This window comes from Amycolatopsis sp. SID8362 (genome assembly GCF_010550475.1).
GTDB lineage: Bacteria > Actinomycetota > Actinomycetes > Mycobacteriales > Pseudonocardiaceae > Amycolatopsis > Amycolatopsis eburnea.
This window is the reverse complement of sequence record NZ_JAAGNB010000773.1, coordinates 1-18,693: the sequence shown is the minus strand read 5'-3', so window position 1 is coordinate 18,693 and position 18,693 is coordinate 1. Positions and strand designations below refer to the sequence as shown.

At 71.2% G+C, this 18,693-nt stretch carries 20 protein-coding genes, 1 tRNA gene and 1 pseudogene; 12 read left to right on the top strand and 10 right to left on the bottom strand.

The window, feature by feature from the left end:
• Positions 1 to 187, bottom strand: a pseudogene (locus G3I65_RS23725) (hypothetical protein); the annotation flags it as partial.
• 152 nt (positions 188 to 339) lie between these two features.
• Here G3I65_RS23725 and G3I65_RS58305 point away from each other — a divergent pair.
• From G3I65_RS58305 to G3I65_RS23715, 3 genes are read left to right on the top strand one after another with little or no spacing between them, the layout of a single operon-like run.
• Positions 340 to 462, top strand: coding sequence for a hypothetical protein (locus G3I65_RS58305; RefSeq protein ID WP_255481937.1), 123 nt, complete (start codon positions 340 to 342; stop codon positions 460 to 462).
• A 48-nt stretch (positions 463 to 510) separates the two neighbouring features.
• Positions 511 to 1,428, top strand: a complete 918-nt coding sequence (locus G3I65_RS23720) for a TauD/TfdA family dioxygenase (protein ID WP_160698050.1) — start codon at positions 511 to 513, stop codon at positions 1,426 to 1,428.
• Between the two features lie 16 nt (positions 1,429 to 1,444).
• Complete coding sequence (locus G3I65_RS23715; protein ID WP_166640483.1) at positions 1,445 to 1,891, top strand: limonene-1,2-epoxide hydrolase family protein; 447 nt, start codon at positions 1,445 to 1,447, stop codon at positions 1,889 to 1,891.
• Between the two features lie 291 nt (positions 1,892 to 2,182).
• Here G3I65_RS23715 and G3I65_RS23710 read toward each other — a convergent pair whose 3' ends face one another.
• A complete protein-coding gene (locus tag G3I65_RS23710; protein WP_160698049.1) occupies positions 2,183 to 3,136 on the bottom strand; it encodes a CapA family protein in 954 nt (317 codons plus the stop codon).
• 126 nt (positions 3,137 to 3,262) lie between these two features.
• Here G3I65_RS23710 and G3I65_RS23705 point away from each other — a divergent pair, with 126 nt between their 5' ends.
• From G3I65_RS23705 to G3I65_RS23675, 7 genes are all read left to right on the top strand, one after another.
• A complete protein-coding gene (locus G3I65_RS23705) occupies positions 3,263 to 5,728 on the top strand; it encodes an endonuclease/exonuclease/phosphatase family protein (protein WP_160698048.1) in 2,466 nt (821 codons plus the stop codon).
• A 129-nt stretch (positions 5,729 to 5,857) separates the two neighbouring features.
• The gene (locus G3I65_RS23700) at positions 5,858 to 6,415 is read left to right on the top strand and encodes a hypothetical protein (protein ID WP_160698047.1); all 558 of its coding nucleotides are present in this window, start codon (positions 5,858 to 5,860) and stop codon (positions 6,413 to 6,415) included.
• The gene (locus G3I65_RS23695; protein WP_160698046.1) at positions 6,412 to 7,614 is read left to right on the top strand and encodes a putative T7SS-secreted protein; all 1,203 of its coding nucleotides are present in this window, start codon (positions 6,412 to 6,414) and stop codon (positions 7,612 to 7,614) included. The genes G3I65_RS23700 and G3I65_RS23695 overlap by 4 nt, the downstream gene beginning before the upstream one ends.
• Positions 7,614 to 8,189 carry a hypothetical protein gene (locus tag G3I65_RS23690; protein ID WP_166640481.1) on the top strand — a complete coding sequence of 192 codons (576 nt, stop codon included), beginning with the start codon at positions 7,614 to 7,616 and terminating at the stop codon, positions 8,187 to 8,189. The genes G3I65_RS23695 and G3I65_RS23690 overlap by 1 nt, the downstream gene beginning before the upstream one ends.
• 100 nt (positions 8,190 to 8,289) lie before the next feature.
• Complete coding sequence (locus G3I65_RS23685; RefSeq protein ID WP_160698044.1) at positions 8,290 to 8,628, top strand: hypothetical protein; 339 nt, start codon at positions 8,290 to 8,292, stop codon at positions 8,626 to 8,628.
• Positions 8,616 to 8,945: a hypothetical protein gene (locus tag G3I65_RS23680; RefSeq protein WP_309235655.1), complete on the top strand. Its 330-nt coding sequence runs from the start codon at positions 8,616 to 8,618 to the stop codon at positions 8,943 to 8,945. The genes G3I65_RS23685 and G3I65_RS23680 overlap by 13 nt, the downstream gene beginning before the upstream one ends.
• Entirely contained in the window at positions 8,942 to 9,313 is a 372-nt protein-coding gene (locus tag G3I65_RS23675) for a YbaB/EbfC family nucleoid-associated protein (RefSeq protein ID WP_160698043.1), read from the top strand. The genes G3I65_RS23680 and G3I65_RS23675 overlap by 4 nt, the downstream gene beginning before the upstream one ends.
• Here the strand turns inward: G3I65_RS23675 and G3I65_RS23670 are convergent.
• The 7 genes from G3I65_RS23670 to G3I65_RS23640 form a co-directional block, all read right to left on the bottom strand.
• Positions 9,310 to 9,717, bottom strand: a complete 408-nt coding sequence (locus tag G3I65_RS23670) for a hypothetical protein (protein ID WP_160698042.1) — start codon at positions 9,715 to 9,717, stop codon at positions 9,310 to 9,312. The two genes, G3I65_RS23675 and G3I65_RS23670, sit on opposite strands and share 4 nt — an antisense overlap.
• Positions 9,714 to 12,443, bottom strand: coding sequence for an FtsK/SpoIIIE domain-containing protein (locus tag G3I65_RS23665; protein WP_160698041.1), 2,730 nt, complete (start codon positions 12,441 to 12,443; stop codon positions 9,714 to 9,716). Before G3I65_RS23665 ends, G3I65_RS23670 begins: the two co-directional genes overlap by 4 nt.
• Before the next feature lie 34 nt (positions 12,444 to 12,477).
• On the bottom strand, positions 12,478 to 12,723 hold the full coding sequence (locus G3I65_RS23660; protein ID WP_125308449.1) for a hypothetical protein: 246 nt from the start codon (positions 12,721 to 12,723) through the stop codon (positions 12,478 to 12,480).
• Positions 12,724 to 12,727: 4 nt separating this feature from the next.
• On the bottom strand, positions 12,728 to 12,988 hold the full coding sequence (locus G3I65_RS23655; protein WP_003056176.1) for a hypothetical protein: 261 nt from the start codon (positions 12,986 to 12,988) through the stop codon (positions 12,728 to 12,730).
• A gap of 373 nt (positions 12,989 to 13,361) precedes the next feature.
• Positions 13,362 to 14,231, bottom strand: a complete 870-nt coding sequence (locus G3I65_RS23650; protein ID WP_160698040.1) for a class I SAM-dependent methyltransferase — start codon at positions 14,229 to 14,231, stop codon at positions 13,362 to 13,364.
• A gap of 104 nt (positions 14,232 to 14,335) precedes the next feature.
• Positions 14,336 to 14,420, bottom strand: a tRNA-Ser gene (locus tag G3I65_RS23645).
• 44 nt (positions 14,421 to 14,464) lie between these two features.
• A complete protein-coding gene (locus G3I65_RS23640; protein ID WP_203612488.1) occupies positions 14,465 to 15,208 on the bottom strand; it encodes a PP2C family serine/threonine-protein phosphatase in 744 nt (247 codons plus the stop codon).
• A 78-nt stretch (positions 15,209 to 15,286) separates the two neighbouring features.
• On the opposite strand from G3I65_RS23640, the gene G3I65_RS23635 reads away from it, so the two are divergent.
• On the top strand, positions 15,287 to 16,981 hold the full coding sequence (locus G3I65_RS23635) for a class I SAM-dependent DNA methyltransferase (RefSeq protein WP_160698038.1): 1,695 nt from the start codon (positions 15,287 to 15,289) through the stop codon (positions 16,979 to 16,981).
• A gap of 8 nt (positions 16,982 to 16,989) precedes the next feature.
• Positions 16,990 to 17,880, top strand: coding sequence for a serine/threonine-protein kinase (locus G3I65_RS23630; RefSeq protein WP_125308441.1), 891 nt, complete (start codon positions 16,990 to 16,992; stop codon positions 17,878 to 17,880).
• Here the strand turns inward: G3I65_RS23630 and G3I65_RS23625 are convergent.
• The gene (locus tag G3I65_RS23625; protein WP_160698037.1) at positions 17,870 to 18,379 is read right to left on the bottom strand and encodes a hypothetical protein; all 510 of its coding nucleotides are present in this window, start codon (positions 18,377 to 18,379) and stop codon (positions 17,870 to 17,872) included. The genes G3I65_RS23630 and G3I65_RS23625 overlap by 11 nt on opposite strands.
• Positions 18,380 to 18,693 lie beyond the last annotated feature (314 nt).

The following is an 18,693-nucleotide window of genomic DNA, read 5'->3' as shown; positions in this document are numbered from 1 at the left end:
CCAGCGCAGCCGCCCAGCGGGCCGCCAGCTCGCGGGCCTGCGGCGAGATGCCGAACGGCGTCGAGTCGACGCGGGCCTCGGCGAACCGGCCTGCCGCTTTGTCGTCGGCGGCCGTCGCCTGGTCGAGCAGGTCGGCCGCGGCGCGGAGCCGGTCCGGGTCGATCCGCGAGCCTCTGCCTTCCGGCATGGGGACCTCCGTCGTCAAGGGCGCTCACCCGATCGTGGAAGATCTTGCCTCATGCGCCCGGGCCGCCCGCATCGCGGTGACCTGCGCCGTTCGGCACGTTCCAACAAGTGGACGTCTTGACCGCGAGGCGGGACGGCGCGGACCATGGGTTCATGCCTGCCACCTCGGAACGCACCCCCGTCCGGTGGCTCGGCCGCGCCGTGAAGCGGTCGATCGGAGAGGGCGTCGTGGAGCTCCTGCTGCGCCGCGGCCGCCTGGGCTCGCCCCCTGCCTGACGCGAAGCCCGGCGTCCGAATCCTCCCGAAAACCCTTGGAGCACAACCATGTCCGTAGATCTTCCTGCCCGGATTCAGCTGCGCGAGGCCGTCACACCCACCGGTGGCATCGTCGAAGGCCCGCGCCTGCTGCGGGATCCGCGGGAGGGGTTCGAGCTGTTCACCCTCCGGCCGCTGAGCCGGGTGATCGGAGCCGAGGTCGACGGCGTCGACCTGCGCGAGCCGCTCACGCCCGAGCTGCGCGAAGAGCTCAACCGCGCCCTGCTCGAGTGGAAGGTGCTCTTCTTCCGCGACCAGGACATCACGTCGGCGCAGCAGCGCGCGTTCGCCGCGAACTGGGGCGAGCTGGAGACCAACCCGTTCATCCCGAAGGGCGACGACGACGCCGTCACGCGCTTCGAGCGCACCGCGGCGATGCCCGGCTACGAGAACATCTGGCACGTCGACGTCACCTGGCGGCCGAAGCCGGCGCTCGGCTCGGTGCTGCGGCTGATCGAGGTGCCGCCGGTCGGCGGGGACACCATGTGGGCCGACATGGCCGCGGCCTACGACAACCTGCCCACGGACGTCCGCGCCCGCATCGACGGGCTCTCCGCCGTCCACGACTACCTCCCCGGCTTCGACCGCTTCTCCGATCCGGCGCTCCTCGCGCGGTGGCAGGACCGCTTCCCGCCGGTCGAGCACCCGGTGGTCCGGACGCACCCGGAGACCGGGCGGCGCACCCTGTTCGTCAACCAGGCCTTCACCACGCACATCGTCGGGCTGGACCGCGACGAGAGCGACCGGCTGCTGCGGTACCTGTTCCTGCAGGCCCACACGCCCGAGTTCCAGGTCCGGTTCAGCTGGCGGCCGAACTCCGTGGCGTTCTGGGACAACCGCGCGACGCAGCACTACGCGGTCAACGACTACCACCCGCACGTCCGGATCGCGGAGCGTGTCGCCATCGCGGGCGACCGGCCGTTCTGAGCCTTAGCCTGGGGTCATGACCGATGAACCCCAGGCAGTGGTGACCGGTTTCCTCAAGGCCCTCGAGGACCTCGACGTGGACCGAGCGCTGACGTTCGCGGCGAGCGACATCGTGTACCAGAACGTGCCGTTGCCGCCCGCTCGCGGCGTCGCCGCGGTCGAGAAACAGCTGCGTTTCATGGCCAAGTACGGCTCGGGCTTCGAGGCGCGCACGCACCACATCGCCGCGGACGGCAACGTCGTGCTCACCGAACGCACCGACGTGCTGCGCCGCGGCGCGTGGGAAGCGGAGTTCTGGGTGTGCGGCACGTTCGAGGTCGAAGGCGGCCGGATCGTCCTCTGGCGCGACTACTTCGACTGGACGACCTTCCTGGCCGCGAGCGCGAAGGGCGCCGGGCGGGTCGCGCTGGCCGGCGCGCGCACGCTCCTCGGCCGCTACAAGGGGAGGCAGGCGGTTCGCTAGACCCGGTGCTCGCCGCGGTCGTGGTCCCGAAGGTCCACGACCGCGGCTATCCCCAGCACCAGCACGAACACGCAGCTGAGAACAATCAGCCCCCACATGATCGTTCTCCCTCCCCCCGTGTCGTGCCGACCGCGAGCTGTCGGGGAGTGGTCTGTGCCACTTTTCCGGCGGCTCATGCAGACCGTACCGCCGCTTCACGCGGGTTGTTCCGGCCCTTGAGCTTCATTTAAGGCAGATGCGCCGGATGGGTGACAAACTCGTGTGCGGCTGTCACGGAACGCGCGCAACCCGTTACGCGCCAACACCTAACCCGGACACCGAGGCGATTCCTTCGTGGACGGACACCTTCGTCGAGCGCAACGCCGAGATGTCCGCGAAGTACCGAAGCACCTTGCCCGCGTCGTCCCCGGCCAGCGGCTCGCACTCGTTGTCCGCGTTCCGCCGCACCGGGATCAGCTCGAGCCGGGGTTCGGCGCCGAACATGCAGCCCGCCAGCAGCCCGTCGACGTGCCGGCCGCGCATCGCCGGCCAGTCGAAGACGAGGTTGCCGAGGCTGTAGAGGATCGGGCGGCCGCGGTAGACCTCGACGGCCTGGATGGTGTGCGGCCCGTGGCCGACGACCAGGTCGGCGCCGGCGTCGATCGCCGCGCGCCCGTACGCGACCTGGTATTCGGTCAGCTCCGGCCCCGGCAGGCCCCAGTGCATCGAGACGACGACGTGGTCGTTCGACGCTTTCGCCTGCCGGACGTCGGACACGAGCCGGTCGAGGTGCTTGGGCACCGGTGCCGTGCGGACGAGCGGCGGGCGGCCGGGGATCTCCGCCACGCGCGGATCGGGTTGGTACGCCGTGGTCGCAAACGCTTGCGCGACGCCGGGGAAGTCCGGCAGCGCGCTTTGCCCGCGGGACCGGAGTGCGGTGTAGGCGAGGAACGCGACCTTTTCGCCCGGCCGGTCGAGCACCGCGGGGGCGTGCGCGGCGTCGGGGGTCGCGCCGGCCCCGCAGTGCGCGATCCCGGCGCGGTCGAGGACCGGGAGGCTCGCCACCGCGCTGAGGTCGTTGGCGCACGAGACGACGTCGATGGCGGCCGCCGTCAGGGCTTCGGCGACCGGTGCGTCGACGGCGCCCTCGAGGTTCACGAACCGGAGGTCCGCGCCCTGGAGCAGCGGGTTCAGCCGCTCGAACGCCGCCGCCGGGGTCGCGCGGCCCTGGATGTTGACGTCTCCGCCGAGTACCAGCGTGATCACAAAACCTGCTCTGCCAAACGAGTGACGACGAAAGTAGTTGTTACGAATCGTTGCATCTTTGTCTTCCTCCTCCTCACTTGCCCGGGGGACTATGCCACGACTGTTCAAGCACAAAGGGGACTCAGGGTGACCAAGACCCACAGATCCAAGGCCGCCTTCACGGTGGCCGTCGCGTCGGGCCTGGTGCTCGGCGGCGTGGCCGCGCCGGCCGCGCTCGCCGCACCCAGCGCCGACGCGGTCATCGCCGAGGTCTACGGCGGCGGTGGCAACTCCGGCGCCACGTTGACCAACGACTTCGTCGAGCTCGCCAACCACGGCGCGGCGGCGACGAGCGTCGACGGCTTCAGCGTCCAGTACCTGCCCGGTTCGGCCGGCCCGACGAGCACCTGGCAGGTCACGCCGCTGACCGGCAGCGTCGCCCCGGGCGGGCGCTACCTCGTGGCCGAGGGCAAGGGCAGCGGCGGCACGGTCGCGCTGCCGGCCCCGGACGCGACCGGCGCGATCGCGATGTCCGCGACCGCGGGCACGATCGCCCTCGTCTCCGGCACCACCGCGCTGACCTGCAAGACCGCCGCGGACTGCGCGGCCGACACCCGGGTCAAGGACCTCGTCGGGTTCGGCGCGGCGACCGTCCGCGAGGGTTCTCCGACGGCCGCGCCGTCCAACACGACGTCCGTCGCGCGCGCCGCGTCGCTGGCCGACACGGACGACAACGCGGCCGACTTCACCGTCGGCGACCCGTCCCCGACGAACACCAAGGGCGAGACGACCGGCGGCGGCAACCCCGAACCGGGCACCCCGGCCAAGATCCACGAAATCCAGGGCACCACGCGCATTTCGCCGTTCAAGGACAAGAAGGTCAGCGACGTCACCGGTGTCGTGACGGCGACCCGGACGTTCGGCTCGTCGCGCGGTTTCTGGCTCACCGACCCGAACCCGGACAACGACCCGCGCACCAGCGAGGGCCTGTTCGTCTTCACCGGCTCGACCAGCCCGGCCGTCGCGGTCGGCGACGCGGTGACCGCGACCGGCACCGTCCGCGAGTTCTACCCGGACGCGCCGGCGACGTCGAACTACCAGTCGCTCACCGAGCTGAGCAGTGCACAGTGGACGGTCGACTCGCACGGGAACGCGCTGCCGGCGCCGACCGTGCTGAACCCGGACACCGTGCCGACGACGTACGCGCCGTCGCCCGGCGGGAACATCGAGCCGCTCACGCTGGAGCCTGCCAAGTACGCGCTGGACTTCTGGGAGTCGCACGAGAGCGAGGTCGTCTCGGTCACCGACGCCCGCGTCGTCGGCCCGTCGAACTCCTTCAACGAGCTGTACGTGACGTCCAAGCCGGACCAGCACGAGTCGGTCCGCGGCGGCAGCGTCTACCTGGGCTACGACCAGCTCAACAGCGGCGTCATGAAGGTGTCGTCGCTGATCCCGTTCGCCCAGCGGCCGTTCCCGAAGCTCAACGTCGGCGACGTGCTGACCGGCACCACCTCGGGTCCCGTCGAGTACAGCAACTTCGGCGGCTACACGCTGTTCGCCAGCGTGCTCGGCACCGAAAAGGACAACGGGCTGCAGGCCGAGACCACGCGCAAGCAGCGGACCGGCGAGCTCGCGGTCGCGACGTACAACGTCGAGAACCTGGCGCCCGGTGACGCGCAGGCCAAGTACGACCGGCTCGGCGAAGCGATCGTGACGCACCTCGCGACGCCGGACATCGTGAACCTGGAAGAGATCCAGGACAACACGGGCGCGACCGACGACGGCACCGTCGCGGCGGACCAGACGCTGCAGAAGTTCACCGACGCCATCGTCGCCAAGGGCGGCCCGCGCTACGAGTGGCGCTCGATCGACCCGGTGAACGACCAGGACGGCGGTCAGCCGGGTGGCAACATCCGCGTGGCGTTCCTGTTCAACCCGGCGCGCGTGTCCTTTGTGGACCGTCCGGGTGGGACGTCGACGTCGGCCGTGGGTGTCGTTCGCGAGCACGGGAAGACGCATCTGACGGCGTCCCCGGGGCGCGTCGACCCGGCGAACGAGGCCTGGACGTCGAGCCGCAAGCCGCTGGCCGGCGAGTTCGTCTTCAAGGGCCGCACGGTGTTCGTCATCGCCAACCACTTCAACTCCAAGGGCGGCGACCAGCCGACACACGGCCGCTTCCAGCCGCCGACGCGGAGTTCCGAGGTGCAGCGCGCGAAGCAGGCCACGGTGCTGCGCGGGTTCGTGGATTCGTTGCTGGCGTCCGATCGCAGCGCGAACATCGTGGTGGCCGGTGACCTGAACGACTACCCGTTCTCGCCGGCGGTCCAGACGCTCACCGCCGGTGGCGCGCTGAAGGACCTGATCGCTTCGGTGCCGGAAGCCGAGCGGTACAGCTACGTGTTCGAGGGTCAGTCCCAGGTGCTGGACCACATCCTGGCGTCGACGGCGCCGCGCGGGGTGGACTACGACGTCGTCCACATCAACGCGGAGTTCGCCGACCAGGCCAGCGACCACGACCCGCAGGTGATCCGGTTCCGCCCGGGCGCGGGCAACCCGCTGCAGGACGGGCTTTACGACCTGCTCGACTACCTGGAGCAGGTCTTCGGGCACTGAGGTTTTACCGGCCCCCATCGGGTTTGACCCGATGGGGGCCTTTCTCTTGCTCGCTCCTTTGGGTGACGATGAAACCGCGGAGGGTTGATCACCGTCCTAGGTTTGGACGGAACCACAGGGGAGGGTGGCGTGGACGGGTACGCGGTGAAGGCCGACGAGCTGGGCAAGCTCATCGGCGACCTCGACACGGCGGCGGGCCGGATGGCCGACGCGAATCGGCGGCTCGGGGGTGGCGGGGCGTTCGGCTCGTTGGGGAACGCCGACCTGGGCAAGGCGGGCGTCGAGTTCGAGGAGGCGTGGCGGTTCGGCATCGGGCGGCTTGGCGACGCGGCTTCGGAGATCACGGAGCGGTTGAAGCAGGCGAAGCAGAAGTACGAGCAGATCGAGGCGCAGTTCAGCGGTGAGCTGGGGAAGTTCGGCTCGGCGGTGCTGGGGGACGGTCCCGTCGGCGGCGAACCCACGCGTGGGGTGAAGGGGAACCACCCCCGGATCGGCCAGCCGGCCGGAGGCCCGGTGGGCGGCGGGATGGTCGGCGGTGGCGTCACCGGCGGGATGCCGGGGATCAACCGGCTGGCCGAACGCCAGGGTCCGGCGGGCGTCGTCGAGCAGGCCGACGGTGACGACCGCCCGGTCGGCGGCGGTGCGACCGGCGGCATCACCGGCATCCTGGACGGACTCGACCGATGAGCCCGCGAGACTTCCCGGCCTTGGGCTTCGACCCGGCGCCCGGCGACCTCGACGGCGTCACCGACCTGGCGGGCAAGTACCGCGCGGTGAGCAAGGACCTGACCGAGGCCGACGACGCGTTGCGCCAGATCGTCCGGAAGCAGGGCATCTGGCAGGGCGAGGCGAGCGACGCGTTCGCCCGGCGCATCGGCCCGCTGCCGCGGTACCTCGAGGGCGCGGCCCGTTCGATGGGCGACGCCGGCTCCGCGCTCGAAGCTTGGTCCCAGCAGCTGGGTGACCTGCGGAAACGCGCAGCGGACCTGGAGGCCCGCGCGGAGTCGGCGGCCCAGGCGGCGGAGGCGGCGCGGGCGAACCCGGACCTCGCGCTGGCGAACCGGACGTTCCCCGACCAGAAGTCCCTGCAGCTCGCCCAGAAGCTGCTCGACAACGCGGGCCGTCAGCTCCAGTCGGCGATCGACGGCTGCCAGAACATCCAAGACGCGGCGAAACAGCTCCAGCAGGAGCACACGGAGGCGGCGGGTCGCGTCGCGGAGGCGCTGCGGAAGGCGAAGGAGCTGGCGCCGGACGAGCCGGACGTCCTCGACAAGCTGGGCGACGCGGTCGGCGGCGCACTCGGCGACTTGACGAACACCATCGCGGACGGCGTGGACGACGCGTGGGACTTCGTGCAGGACCACGCGGAGCTGCTGTCGAAGCTCTCGGACGTGATGGGCGACATCGGCAACGGCATCGGTGTCTTGAGCGATGTCGTGCCGCCCCCTGCCGACGAGGTCGTCGGCGCGGTCGCCACCGGCCTGGGGCTCGGCGCACTCAGCGGTCACGCGATCGCCAAGGCCGCCGGCGCCGACGTGTCGAACGAGACGCTGATCTTCGACGCGGTGGGCGCGGCCACGTCGGTGGCCGGCCTCGCCGAGGTGCTTCCGGACTCCGCGATCAAGGTGGCGAGCTACGGCTTTGTCGTCGACCAGTTCGCCGGTGAACGCGTAGGCGGCAAGGACTTCGAAAGCCCCTGGGACGACTTCCAGAACTACTGGGTGCCCAAGGATCCAGGCCAGGCAGTGGCAGCCGGCAGCACGCTGGTCGCCGGACCCGCACCGTGGGCGGCGGTGGCGCTGAGCAACGCCACCGATGCCGGGGTCCAGGCCGACAACGCGCCGGAGCGGCGTCGTGAGCGCGCGGAAGACGAGGTGTGGAACTGATGCCTCTGCAAATCGACCTGCCGCCCGGGTTCGCGGGCATGCCGGTGGGCGCCGACGACAAGATGAACCGCGGTCACGCCTGGACGGTCGCCGAGAACCTGGCGGCCGGTGCCGGAACGAGCATCGAGCAGTTCGGCAGCTACCTGATGGCGCTGGTGCCGACCATGCAGGCCAACGGCATCCGCGTGTTCGGCAAGTTCGCGGTCGGCCGGCGAAAGGGCGATGTCGCGACCCTGACGCTGGGTGTGGTCCAGTGGCCGGAGACCGCGCCCAGCAGCCGTGACGCCCTGGTGGCGGCCATGGCCGAGCAGTACCGGGGCCGCCACAAACGCGCCGTGGTGCAGCCGGTCCGGCTGCCGATCGGCCCGGCGATCGTCGCCATCAGCGGGGGCGAGTTCCACCTGCCCGAACAGGACGTCCGGACCCAGATCAAGGCGGAGTACCAGATCCCCCTGCCGGACGGCCGGTCCGTGGTGATCCTGTCGGTGGTCGCGGAGTCGGAGGACGCCTGGCCCGCGGTAGCCGAGGCGACGGCGAAGGTGGCCTGGAGCCTCCGCAGCGGGGAATCGTCGTGATCAACACGGTGGCTGCCGATTCGGGTGGGACCCGGCTCGGGTCGGCCTGGATCACGGGGATCTGCCGCTACTCGCCGCACCAGCCGGGGAGGTCGGGGCCGTGGGCGATCTGACTCTCGCCGGCTCCAAGTTCAACGGCAGTGACGCCGAGTACTTCGGGACTCTCGCCGTCGTCGGCGGGATCGTCCTCGTGGTCCTCGCCGTGGTCCTCGTCGTCAAACGCCGGCTCGAGAAGAACCGGCGTACCGCCGTCCAGCAGCTGACGCGGCAGCTCGACGGTCGCCCGATCGTGTACGTGCCGTACGCCGATTGTCCGCTGCCCGTTCCTCAGGTTTCGAGTACGGCTCACGCCCGGGGCTACGCCATGACCCCGAACCCGACGGCGTTGCGCTACGAGTTCGCCTACGTGGCAGGAAGGCCGGGGCCGTGGGCGATCTGACTCTCGCGGCCTCAGCCGAGGGCGACCCGGCGCGGGTGATGTTCCTCGTGCTGATGGGCTTGGTGGCCGTCGGCGGTCTGACGTTGACCATCGTCCGCACGGCCCGATCGATGAGGCCACGGGAGAAGCAGATGGCGCTCCTGGCCGCGGAGCTGGACGGCCGGGCTCAGGTGTACCTCCGCATGATCGAGAACGGTCTCACCGAGCAGGACCTCGCCTGGGTCGCCGGCAGCCGCGGCTACAGCGTGATCGTCCATCGAGCGTTCAAGTACTACGAGTTCGTGTACACGCCGCACCAGCCGGGGAGAATCGCATGAGCGACAACGCTCAGCTGATCGAAGAAATGCGCTGGCAGCTCAAGCAGATCGAAGATCGGAAAGCCGACAACCAGCGCATCCTCGCGGGCATCGCGGGGAGCGACCACACCACCGTCACCTCACCGGATCGGTCCGTCACGGTGCTCGCCGGGCCCGGTGGCGTCGTCAGCGAAGTCCGGCTCGCGCCCGAAGCCATGCGGTTCGACGCCGTCACGTTGAGCCGGACCATCACCGCCGCCATCCGGGAAGCGGTCTCCGCCGGGAGGCCGCTCGCCCAGCCGCAAGCACCACCGGCGCCGCCACAAAGGCCGCGCAGGCAAACGCCGGCTGACGACGACGAGCCCTACGACACCGTCTTCGACGTCTAGGCCGGTGGTGGCTGCTCGCCCCGCTTCGACGCCGCCCGCTTCGCGCGCCAGCCCAACCCCAATACCGCCTGCACCAGCTCCTGGTAGCTCGGCTTGACCTCCTCGAGGTACCGCTCCAGGTAAGCCGGACGCGCCGTCGTCACCGGGTGGGGTTCGTCGCCCGGGTCCAGCCACGGCAGGCCCTGGATGTTGTGCAGGGCCATTTTCCACCAGCGCGTCGCGCGCTCGGCCGCCCGCTTTTCGCGCTCGGTGGCCAGCTCGATCGCGGTCCGGGCTTCCTCGATCTCCGCCTCCAGGGCCTCGGCCCGGGCGAGCTCCCACTCGCGCAGGTTCTCCGCCGAGCCGCGGGAGAGGGCGATGATCTCCTTGTACCGCATGGCCGCGGTGGCGCCGTCGTCGGTCATTGCGCGTTCTCCGGACGCTGGAACGGGATGATCACTTCGGGGGCGCCGTGGGTCGTGCGGTCGAAGAACAACGCGCGGCCCGGGCGGGGTGACCAGTGCACGACCTGTCCCGCCGCGAACGGCGAAAGTTCGTTGCCCTGGACGTCGAGCGCGGCCCACGTGCCGATGTCGTCGGTGCCGCCGAAGCCGAGGGTGTCCTTCAGCCGGGCGATGCTGCGCCACCAGCCGATCGTGTGGATGCCGTGGCCCGGCCCCTGTTTCAGGACCACGCGCAGGTGGTCCAGGCCGCTCTTCAACTGGCCCACGGCTTTCGCCTCCAGGGCCGGCAGCGCCGCGTCCACTCCGTACAGGAGCAGCACCTTCGGGCCGCCGGACATCGAGCCGGTCATCGTTTCCAGCACGCCGGTCAGGTCCTCGACCAGCGATGCCGCGTGGCCGTCTTCGCGCAAGCGCTCGGTCAGCTCCCACGCGGCCGGGCCGCACGCCTCGATCGGGCAGCTCAGCACGAACTCGACCTCGCCGGGCTCGTACTGCCGGGACAGCGAACGCGCCGAAGAGTCCATGATGGACAGTGCCTCCGCGGTCGCCGAGCCGAGCACCGCGACGTTGCGGCCCGGTGCGCGCGGGAGGTCGACGCCGCACGCCGTTTCGGTCACGTCGATCGACTGGCCGAGCAGGGCGCGCGGCTTCGAGTTCGGCTTGAGGTCCAGGTACGCCGGGAACTGTTCGAGGACGGGCTGGTGCGCGCCGTCGAACAGGCGGGGGCGCGGGAAGCGGCCCGCGTACGCCTCCCACAACCGGTGCTGGAGCCGGACGAACACGTTCTTGCTGCTCGCATCCGGCACGTGCGCCAGCTGGTTGCCGTGCGCCACACCGGAATCGTGGTTGATCACCGCGTGCCACTTCGGCGCCGACACCGCCGCGTTGTTCGTCTCGGCCAGCACGCGCCGCGCCTTCGGCATCGCGATCCGCAGCGTGCACTGCTCGAACACCGCCGGCTTGCCCCAGAACGCCTCGATCCCGGCGACGTCCTGGCTGGCCAGCACCAGATGGATGCCCTGCGACCGGCCGCGCCGCGCGATGTCCTCCAGCAGCTGGGTGGCCGTCGCCGTCACCTGGTCGCGGCCGGCGAACAGGTACTGGAACTCGTCGATCACCGCGACGATCCGCGGCCAGTGCCCGCCCGGGTCGGCTTCGCGCAGGTCGGCGAGGTTCGTCACCTCGTGCTCCTTCGCGGCCGCGGACCGGCGCCGCAGTTCGTCGGCCAGGAAGCGCAGCAGCGCCAGGCCGAACTCGCGGTCGGTGTTGACGTTGACGCCGACGAGCCGCGCGTGCGGCAGCCAGCTCGCGTCCTTCCGGCCGGGTGCCAGCCCGGCGAACGAGACGCCTTCCTTGAAGTCCAGCAGGTACAGCGCCAGCTCGTCCGGGGTGTACCGCGCCGCCATGCTGCCGAGCAGCGCGTACAGGAAGTTGGTCTTGCCCGAACCGGACGGACCGCCGATCAGGACGTGCGGGCTCGCGTCGCCGATCACGACCTCGACGGGCTCGCCTTCGAAGAACCCGACCGGGGCACGCAGTTCCCGCGCCGAACTTTCGTGGCCCAGCTCCGCCGGCAGCAGGTCGTCGAACGAGCGCGGGCCGCCCTGCTTGGCGATCAACGCCTTCGCGATCTTGTCGACGGCGCGGATGACCTGCGCGGACGGCATCGGCGGATCGAGGTCGACGACCAGGTCGGTGCCGGTCATGCTGCTGATCGCGTGCCGCTCGTCGAGCAGGCTCAGCGTTTCGACCGGCGCGCTCACGGCGGTCGGCACGTCGACCATGATCAGGCAGATCCCGGCGGCCAGCGCACCGCTCGCGACGCGCTTGAGGTCGCGGGCGCGTTCGGGTTCGAGGGTTTCGCCGTTGCCGTACAGCACGACGATGCGGAACGGCTCGCCCCGCTGCTCGGTTTCCTTCCGCATTTCCCGCAGCGACGTGAACCCGGCGGACATGCAGCTGGCGTGGATGCGGCGGATGTGCCCGGCCAGCTCGTCGAGGAGGTCCTCCAGCCGGCCGGGGTCGTACAGCGAGAGCGCGCTGGTGTGGCTGAGCGGGTAGAGGTCGGGCAGGATCGCGGTGAGCTGCCCGATGTCCCACAGGTGCACGCGGACGGAGCCGGGCTCGAACGTGGAAAGTACGCGGACCAGCAGGTTCTGCACGATGCCGTCGATCACCGGCCGCGTCTTCGGCGCGGACGAGATCGCCAGGTGCGACTCGTCGAGCAGCGGGACGGCGACGTCGAACACGCGGGTCGGGTCGTTGCCGGCGGCCGTCGCGGAGCCGACGCGCCACAGGCCCGGCGACGTGAGGCCGAGATTGTGCCCGACGGTGCCGAGCCAGTCGCCCGGCGGCAGCCCGGCCGGGCCGGGCGCGTTGTGCGACACGAGGTCCCGCAGCGTCGCGGGACCCTGGCTCCAGTCGGTGTAGAAAGTGCTTCGCACGGTGCCGAGCGCGCCGAAAACTTCGTGCGCGGCTGGGTGGCGGGACCACTCGCTCTGCTGCTCGGCGCCGGCGTGGTTCATACCGACGCGGACGATGTCCCGCTCCAGCTCGAGCTTGGCGAGGTCGGCTTCGGCGGCTTGACGCGCCCCGGCGGCGGCGCCCAGCACCAGCCCGATCTGATGGCGGACCCGGTCGAGTGCGGTCTCGACGCGGTTGCGTTGCTCGGCTGACTTGTTGGCCATCGGCGTCCCCAAGAAAAAGGTGTCCCTAGCAGGATTACAGGCGCGACCGGTATCCGCTCACCAGGTCTTCGGCAGCGGCCAGGCGGACGAGGAGCTGGTCCAGCCCCTCGCCGGCCTGCGCGTACTGCGAAGGGAGCCAGGGATCGGCCTTGGCCTGGGCGTCCACGAGCGCCTGCCGGGCTTCCCCGAGCAGGCTCGTGGCCCGCTCGGAGTGGGCCCGCGCATCGGCGAGCCCGGCCACGACCGCGGTCAGCAGCTGGTGGAGTTCGGCGAGCGTCATCCGGCTACAGACGCGCCGAGTAGGAGTCAGCTGAGGAAATGCTTGCTTGGACGGTGCTCTGCAGACCGTTGATGCCTTGCAGGGCTTCGGCCAGCAGTCCGTGCGCCTGGCTCACTTCGTGCTGGCTGCTGCCCTGCGTCGCTTGTGCGAGCGACTGCTGGGCTTCTTCGAGAGACTGCGCTGCCTGTTGCAGAGCGGCGATGCTCGCGGACGCCTTTTCGTTGGCGAGCGCGATGCCAGCGCGGATCTCTTCGACTCCGGCCATCGGGCCTCTACTCCTCGAAAATCACTGGTGTCTTGCGGGACGGTTCTATTGAAACAGATCCAACGACTCAGCGTGATCATCTGACTTTGCCGAGTGATCGCGGGTCCGGAATCAGCAAGGCCCCGGACGTGGGAACGTCCGGGGCCGGGCCGATCACGGTCTGTGCGGGGGTCGTCCCGGCACCAGTACCGCACACTGAAGTCGCTGACCAACGCCACCCCAGGTCAGAGCGGTTTTCGTGCCACTGCTGGCCTTTCTCGATAAGGGGCGGGCGAGGTGGGGCTGAGACTAGCGCGACCGGAGTAACCCGTTTCGCCCAGCCCTGTTCGTGACTCGCCGTGTCCGCCGAGAAAAGCGCAGCACCGAAGAGGTTTCACATTTCGGGCAGCTGAAAATCCCAGACGAGCAGTGCCGGCGTGCTCCGTCCGGCCGCTCGGGCCGCGTCGGGCACCAGTGCGGCGAGGCTCCACGGCCACAGCTCCCACGGCCCGGGCTCGGTCGTCGCGCGCGCGAGGTCCTTCTGCGGCGGACACGGTTCTTCGCAGCGGAGCGCGGTGAGCCCGGCCGCCAGCGCGGCCCGCAGGTAGTCGCCGACGAGGTGCCGGTGCGACGCGAGCCGCCCAGGCTGTCCACCGGGCCCGCGCAGCGAAGGGATCGAGCCGCGGGCGACGGCCTCGGGGTGGACGTCGCAGACCACGGCGTGCCCGCCCGGCCGCAGCACGCGCGCGAACTCCGCGAGCACGGGACCGAGGTCGGCGGCGTGGGTCAGCGCGAGACCGCAGGTGACGAGGTCGACGGAGGCGTCGGCGACGGGTAGCGCGGTCAGGTCGCCGAGCCGGAAGTCGCCACCGCGCGCCTGGGCGAGCATCGCCGGCGAGCTGTCGACGCCGATCACGCGATGCCCGCGCCGCGTGAGGATGCGCGAGTAGCGGCCGGTTCCGCAGGCGGCGTCGAGGGCGGCGCCGGGTGGCAGCGCTTCCAGGATTTCTTCGAGGATCGGCTCATCGAGGGCGAAGGCCGCGTTGGCGGGGTTGTCGTAGGTCGCGGCCCAGCGGTCGTAGCCCGTGACGGTGTCGAGCCGTTCGACATCGACGCCGTCGGCGAGGGAAACGTCGTCGAGGAGCCGGCGGACTTCGGCGATGCGGGCTTCGGTGAACTCGCGGTCGAACTCGCCGGTGAACCCGCGCAGCAGCGCGAGGCCTTCGATGCCGAGCAGGTAGGCCAGCGGGTGTTCGTAGCTCACCCGACGAGACGTTAGGGGCCCCAATCCGGGGCGGGCCAGCGGTTTTCGGCCCGGATACGACGAAACGCCGGGCACGCGGCCCGGCGTCTCGCCTGATCAAACGGCGGAGGATACAGGATTCGAACCTGCGAGGGCGTGAACCCAACACGCTTTCCAAGCGTGCGCCTTAGGCCGCTCGGCCAATCCTCCGCAGGAGACGATACCGGATGCCCATCCCGTGGCTCGAAGGTGGGTCAGCGCGTGACGTCGGCCACCACGCACGTGATGTTGTCCGGGCCGCCGCCCTCGTTGGCCAGGCGGATCAGCTCCGGGATCGCCTCCGCCGGGTCGTTGATCGACGACAGGACTTCGCGCAGGCGCGGCTCGCTGACCGGGCCGCTCAGGCCGTCCGAGCAGAGCAGGTAGCGGTCGCCCTCGGCGGCCGGGAACGTCCAGATGTCCGGGGCGCCGGAACCCGCCGTCTGCAACGCCTTCATCAGCAGTGACCGCCGCGGGTGGGACTCCGCGTCCTCGGCCGCGACGCGGCCGTCTTCGACCAATGCCTGGACGAGCGTGTGGTCGCGGGTCAGGCGGCGCAGTTCGCCGTCGCGCAGGAGGTAGCCACGGGAGTCGCCGATGTGGGCGGCCGCGAAGTCGATGCCGTCGAACATCAGGGCCGTCAGCGTCGTGCCCATGCCCGTCGTTTCCGGCTCCTGCGCGGCCACTTCGTGCAGCCGCTCGTCGATCGACTTGACCACGCCGGTCAGCGTCGCGGCCAGGTCGACCCCGGTGGGGTCGAGCCGCCGGAGGTCGACGTCGAGTTCGCGCAGCACGTCCACCGCGGTCGCGCTGGCGACCTCGCCGTACGGCTGGCCGCCGATGCCGTCGGCGACGGCCAGCAGCCGGGAACTCGCGTACACCGCGTCTTCGTTGACTTGGCGACGCTGCCCGACGTCCGACCCCGCGGCGTACCGCAGGACGTACCGATCGTGTGTCATGTTCCCCATGAAAGCATTGGTTGACTGAGTTCACAACCGTCTCGGCTGAATGGAGCATCCTCCGATAGAGTTCCCGCCATGGACGACGACGCCACGGTCAGCGCGGCCGACATCGCGCGGCTTGCCGGGGTCGGCCGGGCCGCGGTGAGCAACTGGCGCCGTCGCTACCCGGACTTCCCGCAGCCGGTCGGCGGCACGGCTTCGAGCCCGTTGTTCGGCCTGTCCGCCGTCGCCGGCTGGTTCGCGGCCCGCGGCAAGCCGTTCGAGCTGAGCGAGGGCGAACGCGCCTGGCAGCGCCTACGCGCCCTCGGTGACGACCTCGACCTCGCCGAGCGCGTCAACCGCGCGGGCGTCTTCTTCGCTTTCCAGGCCGGGATCTTCGACACGTTCGACCGCGAGCTCGACGACCCCGAACTGCTCACGCTGCTCAGCGAGATGACGCACCGCGCGGGCCCGGTCGAAGCGTTCGAACTGCTGTGCCGCCGGTACTTCGAGGCGCACTCGCGGCGGCTGTCGGCCACGCCGGAGCCGATCGCGGAACTGATGGCGCGGCTCGCCGGCCCGGTTTCGACGATCCTCGATCCCGCGTGCGGCTTCGGCGCGCTCGCGCTGGCGAGCGGCGCGAAAACCGTGCTGGGCCAGGACAGTGACCCGATGACGGCGTCGATCGCGGCGCTGCGGCTGCGGCTGCGCGGCGTCGAAGCCGAGGTCCACCCGGTCGACGCGCTGCGCGAAGACGCCTTCGCCGGCCGGACCGCGGAAGCCGTGCTGTGCGACCCGCCGTTCAACGAACGCGCCTGGGGCCACGACGAACTCGTCGGCGACGAACGCTGGGAATACGGCCTGCCGCCGCGGGGCGAGCCCGAACTGGCCTGGGTGCAGCACTGCCTCGCCCACGTCGAACCCGGTGGTGCGGTGGCGATCCTGATGCCCGGCGCGGCGGCCGGGCGGCGCAGCGGCAAGCGCATCCGCGGCAACCTCCTGCGCGCGGGCGCGGTCCGCGCCGTCGTCACGCTGACGCCGGCCGGTCCCGACCTCTGGCTGCTGCGGCGCCCGGTTCCCGGCGAACGCCCGCCGTCCACCGTGCTGCTCGGCGAGGCGGGCGACGACCTGTCCACAGTGGACAAGATGTGGCGGGAGTTCCGCGAGCACCCCGAATCCGGCGTCCGGATCATCGACCTGCTCGACGACGACGTCGACCTGACCCCGGCCCGCCGCCGCACCAGCGACGAGGATCCCGGGCAGGCCTTCGAAGCCGTGCGGAGCCGGTTCGCCGAGCTCGTCCCGCGGCTGCCGCCGTTGGCCGCGGCGGACGGCGAGCCCGTGTTCACGACGATCGGCGAGCTGGTCAAGGCCGGGGTCGTCGAGGTGCGGCACGCGGCGCCCCGCGCGGACGCCGAGCACCCGCTCGCCGCCGCGGGCGACGTCGTGGCGTCGGTGACCGGGATCGCGTACGTCCACAGTGGACCGAAGCGGCCGGTGGGTGCCGGGCTCACCGTGTACCGCGTCGACGCCGCGCGGCTGGACGCGGACTTCCTCGCCGGCTGCCTGCGCGCGGCCGACCTGCCCGCCGCGTCCGCCTCGACCCGGATCGACGGCAGGCGCGTGCGGATCCCGCGGGTCCCGATCGCCGTCCAGCGCGAGTACGGCCAGGTCTTCCGGAGCCTCGCCGAGTTCGACGCCGTCCTGCGCCAGGCGGCCGAAACGGGCCGTGAGCTGGTCCGGCTAGGCTTCGCGGGACTTGTCGAAGGACGGCTCCGCCCGGGCCGATAGGGGAACGGATGCTGATCGCCGACCGCTACGAGCTCGACGAGCTGCCGCTCGGCCGCGGCGGGATGGGCGCGGTGCACGGCGGGTTCGACCGCCGGCTGGGCCGGCGCGTGGCGATCAAGCTGCTCAGGCTGCCGGGCCGCGACGAAGAACTGGAAGCCCGCTTCGCCCGCGAGGCGCGGATCCTGGCGACGCTCGACCACCCCGGCGTGCCCACGCTGTACGACTACGGCACCCACGACGACCGGTTGTTCCAGGTCATGCAGTTCGTCGACGGCGTGACCGTGGCAGACCTGCTCGCCGAGCACGGGCCGCTGCCGGTGCCGTGGGCCGCGGCGATCGCGGCGCAGACGTGCGCGGTGCTGACCGCCGCGCACGCGCTCGCCGTGTGCCACCGCGACCTCAAGCCGTCCAACCTGATGCTCGGGCCCGACGGCGGCGTGAAGGTGATGGACTTCGGGCTCGCGGTGCTGCGGGAAGCCGACGCCGCGCAGTTCACGCGGGCCGGGCAGCTGCTGGGGACGCCGTCGTACATGGCGCCCGAGCAGATCCAGCGGGGCGGCGCCGAACCGCGAAGCGACCTCTACGCGCTCGGCTGCGTACTGCACGAGATGCTCACCGGGCGGCGGCTCTTCGACGGGCCGACCGCGTACGCGGTGTTCGAACGGCAGGTCAAGGAGCTGCCGCCGCCGGTCCGGGGCGTCCCGAACCCGCTGAACGCGCTGCTCGCCGAGGTGCTGGCGAAGGAGCCCGACGCCCGGCCGTCCGGCGCGGCCGAGCTGTACGAGCGGCTCGGCGGGTTCGTCGGCGGGCTGCCGCCGCTGCCCGGGTTCCTGGTGCCGCCGTCGGTGCCGAGCCCGGGCCGGATGTACGCGCGGATGCTGGGACGCGTCAGCGGCTGAGCGCCGCCGGGCGCCGGTCGGCCAGCGGCAGGCCACGGCGCTGGACGCGGAGGTAAGTCGTCGCGTTCTGCACCGCGATGCTGACGCCGAGGGTGAGCGCGATCGACGCCGAGGTCAGCGGGCCCGCGACGCCCAGCGCGGTGCCGAGCGCCACCAGCCCGAGCCGGACCGCGACGGTCAGCGCCCACAATCCGATCGTGATCGCCGACCCTTTCTGGAACGTCGTGCCGTCGCGCTCGGTGAGCGTCGTGGTCGTGCTGCGCAGGACGCCGAGGCCGGCGAGCACCACCAGGTCGGCGGCGAGCAGGCCGAGCTCGCCGGCGGACGTGCCCGGCAGCGCTTTCAGCGCCAGGTAGGCGCCGGCCGCGACGAGGACGAGCGGCAGCGTGACCAGCGACTTGCGGTCGAGCAGCGTGCCGCGGACCTGCCGGTAGACGACCCGGTACAGGACGAGCAGGGCGATGGCGGCGTAGAGCAGGACGTGGGCGGCGGTGGGCATGGCCGGGGCTCCTCGGTTCGTCGGGTGCTCCCAGCTTCGACGGGCGGCGGCCCGGTTTCGTCGGCGTGGGGGCCGGTCCCGGGTGGATTCCGGCGTCAACCCACGGGTTGACCCAAATCGTGACCTTCGCCGACGAACCTCTACCGGGTGACCGTCGTCTTTACCGATGTCCAAACGCGATGATCGAGACAGCTGGGGGTACCGGATCGTGAAGAGGCTTCTGGCGGGAGCGGCCGCGCTGGCCACCGCATTCGTGCTGGCTGCCTGCTCCGGTGGCGGGGGTGCGGCCGGTGGGCCGAACGCGGGCGGCGGGG

What these genes read in the sequence shown, in the direction of transcription:
- G3I65_RS23625 (WP_160698037.1), bottom strand. Translation starts at nt 18,379, where the DNA reads ATGCCCACCGCCGCCCACGTCCTGCTCTACGCCGCCATCGCCCTGCTC.
- G3I65_RS23635 (WP_160698038.1), top strand. Translation starts at nt 15,287, where the DNA reads ATGGACGACGACGCCACGGTCAGCGCGGCCGACATCGCGCGGCTTGCC.
- G3I65_RS58305 (WP_255481937.1), top strand. Translation starts at nt 340, where the DNA reads ATGCCTGCCACCTCGGAACGCACCCCCGTCCGGTGGCTCGGCCGCGCC.
- G3I65_RS23720 (WP_160698050.1), top strand. Translation starts at nt 511, where the DNA reads ATGTCCGTAGATCTTCCTGCCCGGATTCAGCTGCGCGAGGCCGTCACA.
- G3I65_RS23690 (WP_166640481.1), top strand. Translation starts at nt 7,614, where the DNA reads ATGCCTCTGCAAATCGACCTGCCGCCCGGGTTCGCGGGCATGCCGGTG.
- G3I65_RS23695 (WP_160698046.1), top strand. Translation starts at nt 6,412, where the DNA reads ATGAGCCCGCGAGACTTCCCGGCCTTGGGCTTCGACCCGGCGCCCGGC.
- G3I65_RS23715 (WP_166640483.1), top strand. Translation starts at nt 1,445, where the DNA reads ATGACCGATGAACCCCAGGCAGTGGTGACCGGTTTCCTCAAGGCCCTC.
- G3I65_RS23670 (WP_160698042.1), bottom strand. Translation starts at nt 9,717, where the DNA reads ATGACCGACGACGGCGCCACCGCGGCCATGCGGTACAAGGAGATCATC.
- G3I65_RS23675 (WP_160698043.1), top strand. Translation starts at nt 8,942, where the DNA reads ATGAGCGACAACGCTCAGCTGATCGAAGAAATGCGCTGGCAGCTCAAG.
- G3I65_RS23665 (WP_160698041.1), bottom strand. Translation starts at nt 12,443, where the DNA reads ATGGCCAACAAGTCAGCCGAGCAACGCAACCGCGTCGAGACCGCACTC.
- G3I65_RS23630 (WP_125308441.1), top strand. Translation starts at nt 16,990, where the DNA reads ATGCTGATCGCCGACCGCTACGAGCTCGACGAGCTGCCGCTCGGCCGC.
- G3I65_RS23660 (WP_125308449.1), bottom strand. Translation starts at nt 12,723, where the DNA reads ATGACGCTCGCCGAACTCCACCAGCTGCTGACCGCGGTCGTGGCCGGG.
- G3I65_RS23655 (WP_003056176.1), bottom strand. Translation starts at nt 12,988, where the DNA reads ATGGCCGGAGTCGAAGAGATCCGCGCTGGCATCGCGCTCGCCAACGAA.
- G3I65_RS23640 (WP_203612488.1), bottom strand. Translation starts at nt 15,208, where the DNA reads ATGACACACGATCGGTACGTCCTGCGGTACGCCGCGGGGTCGGACGTC.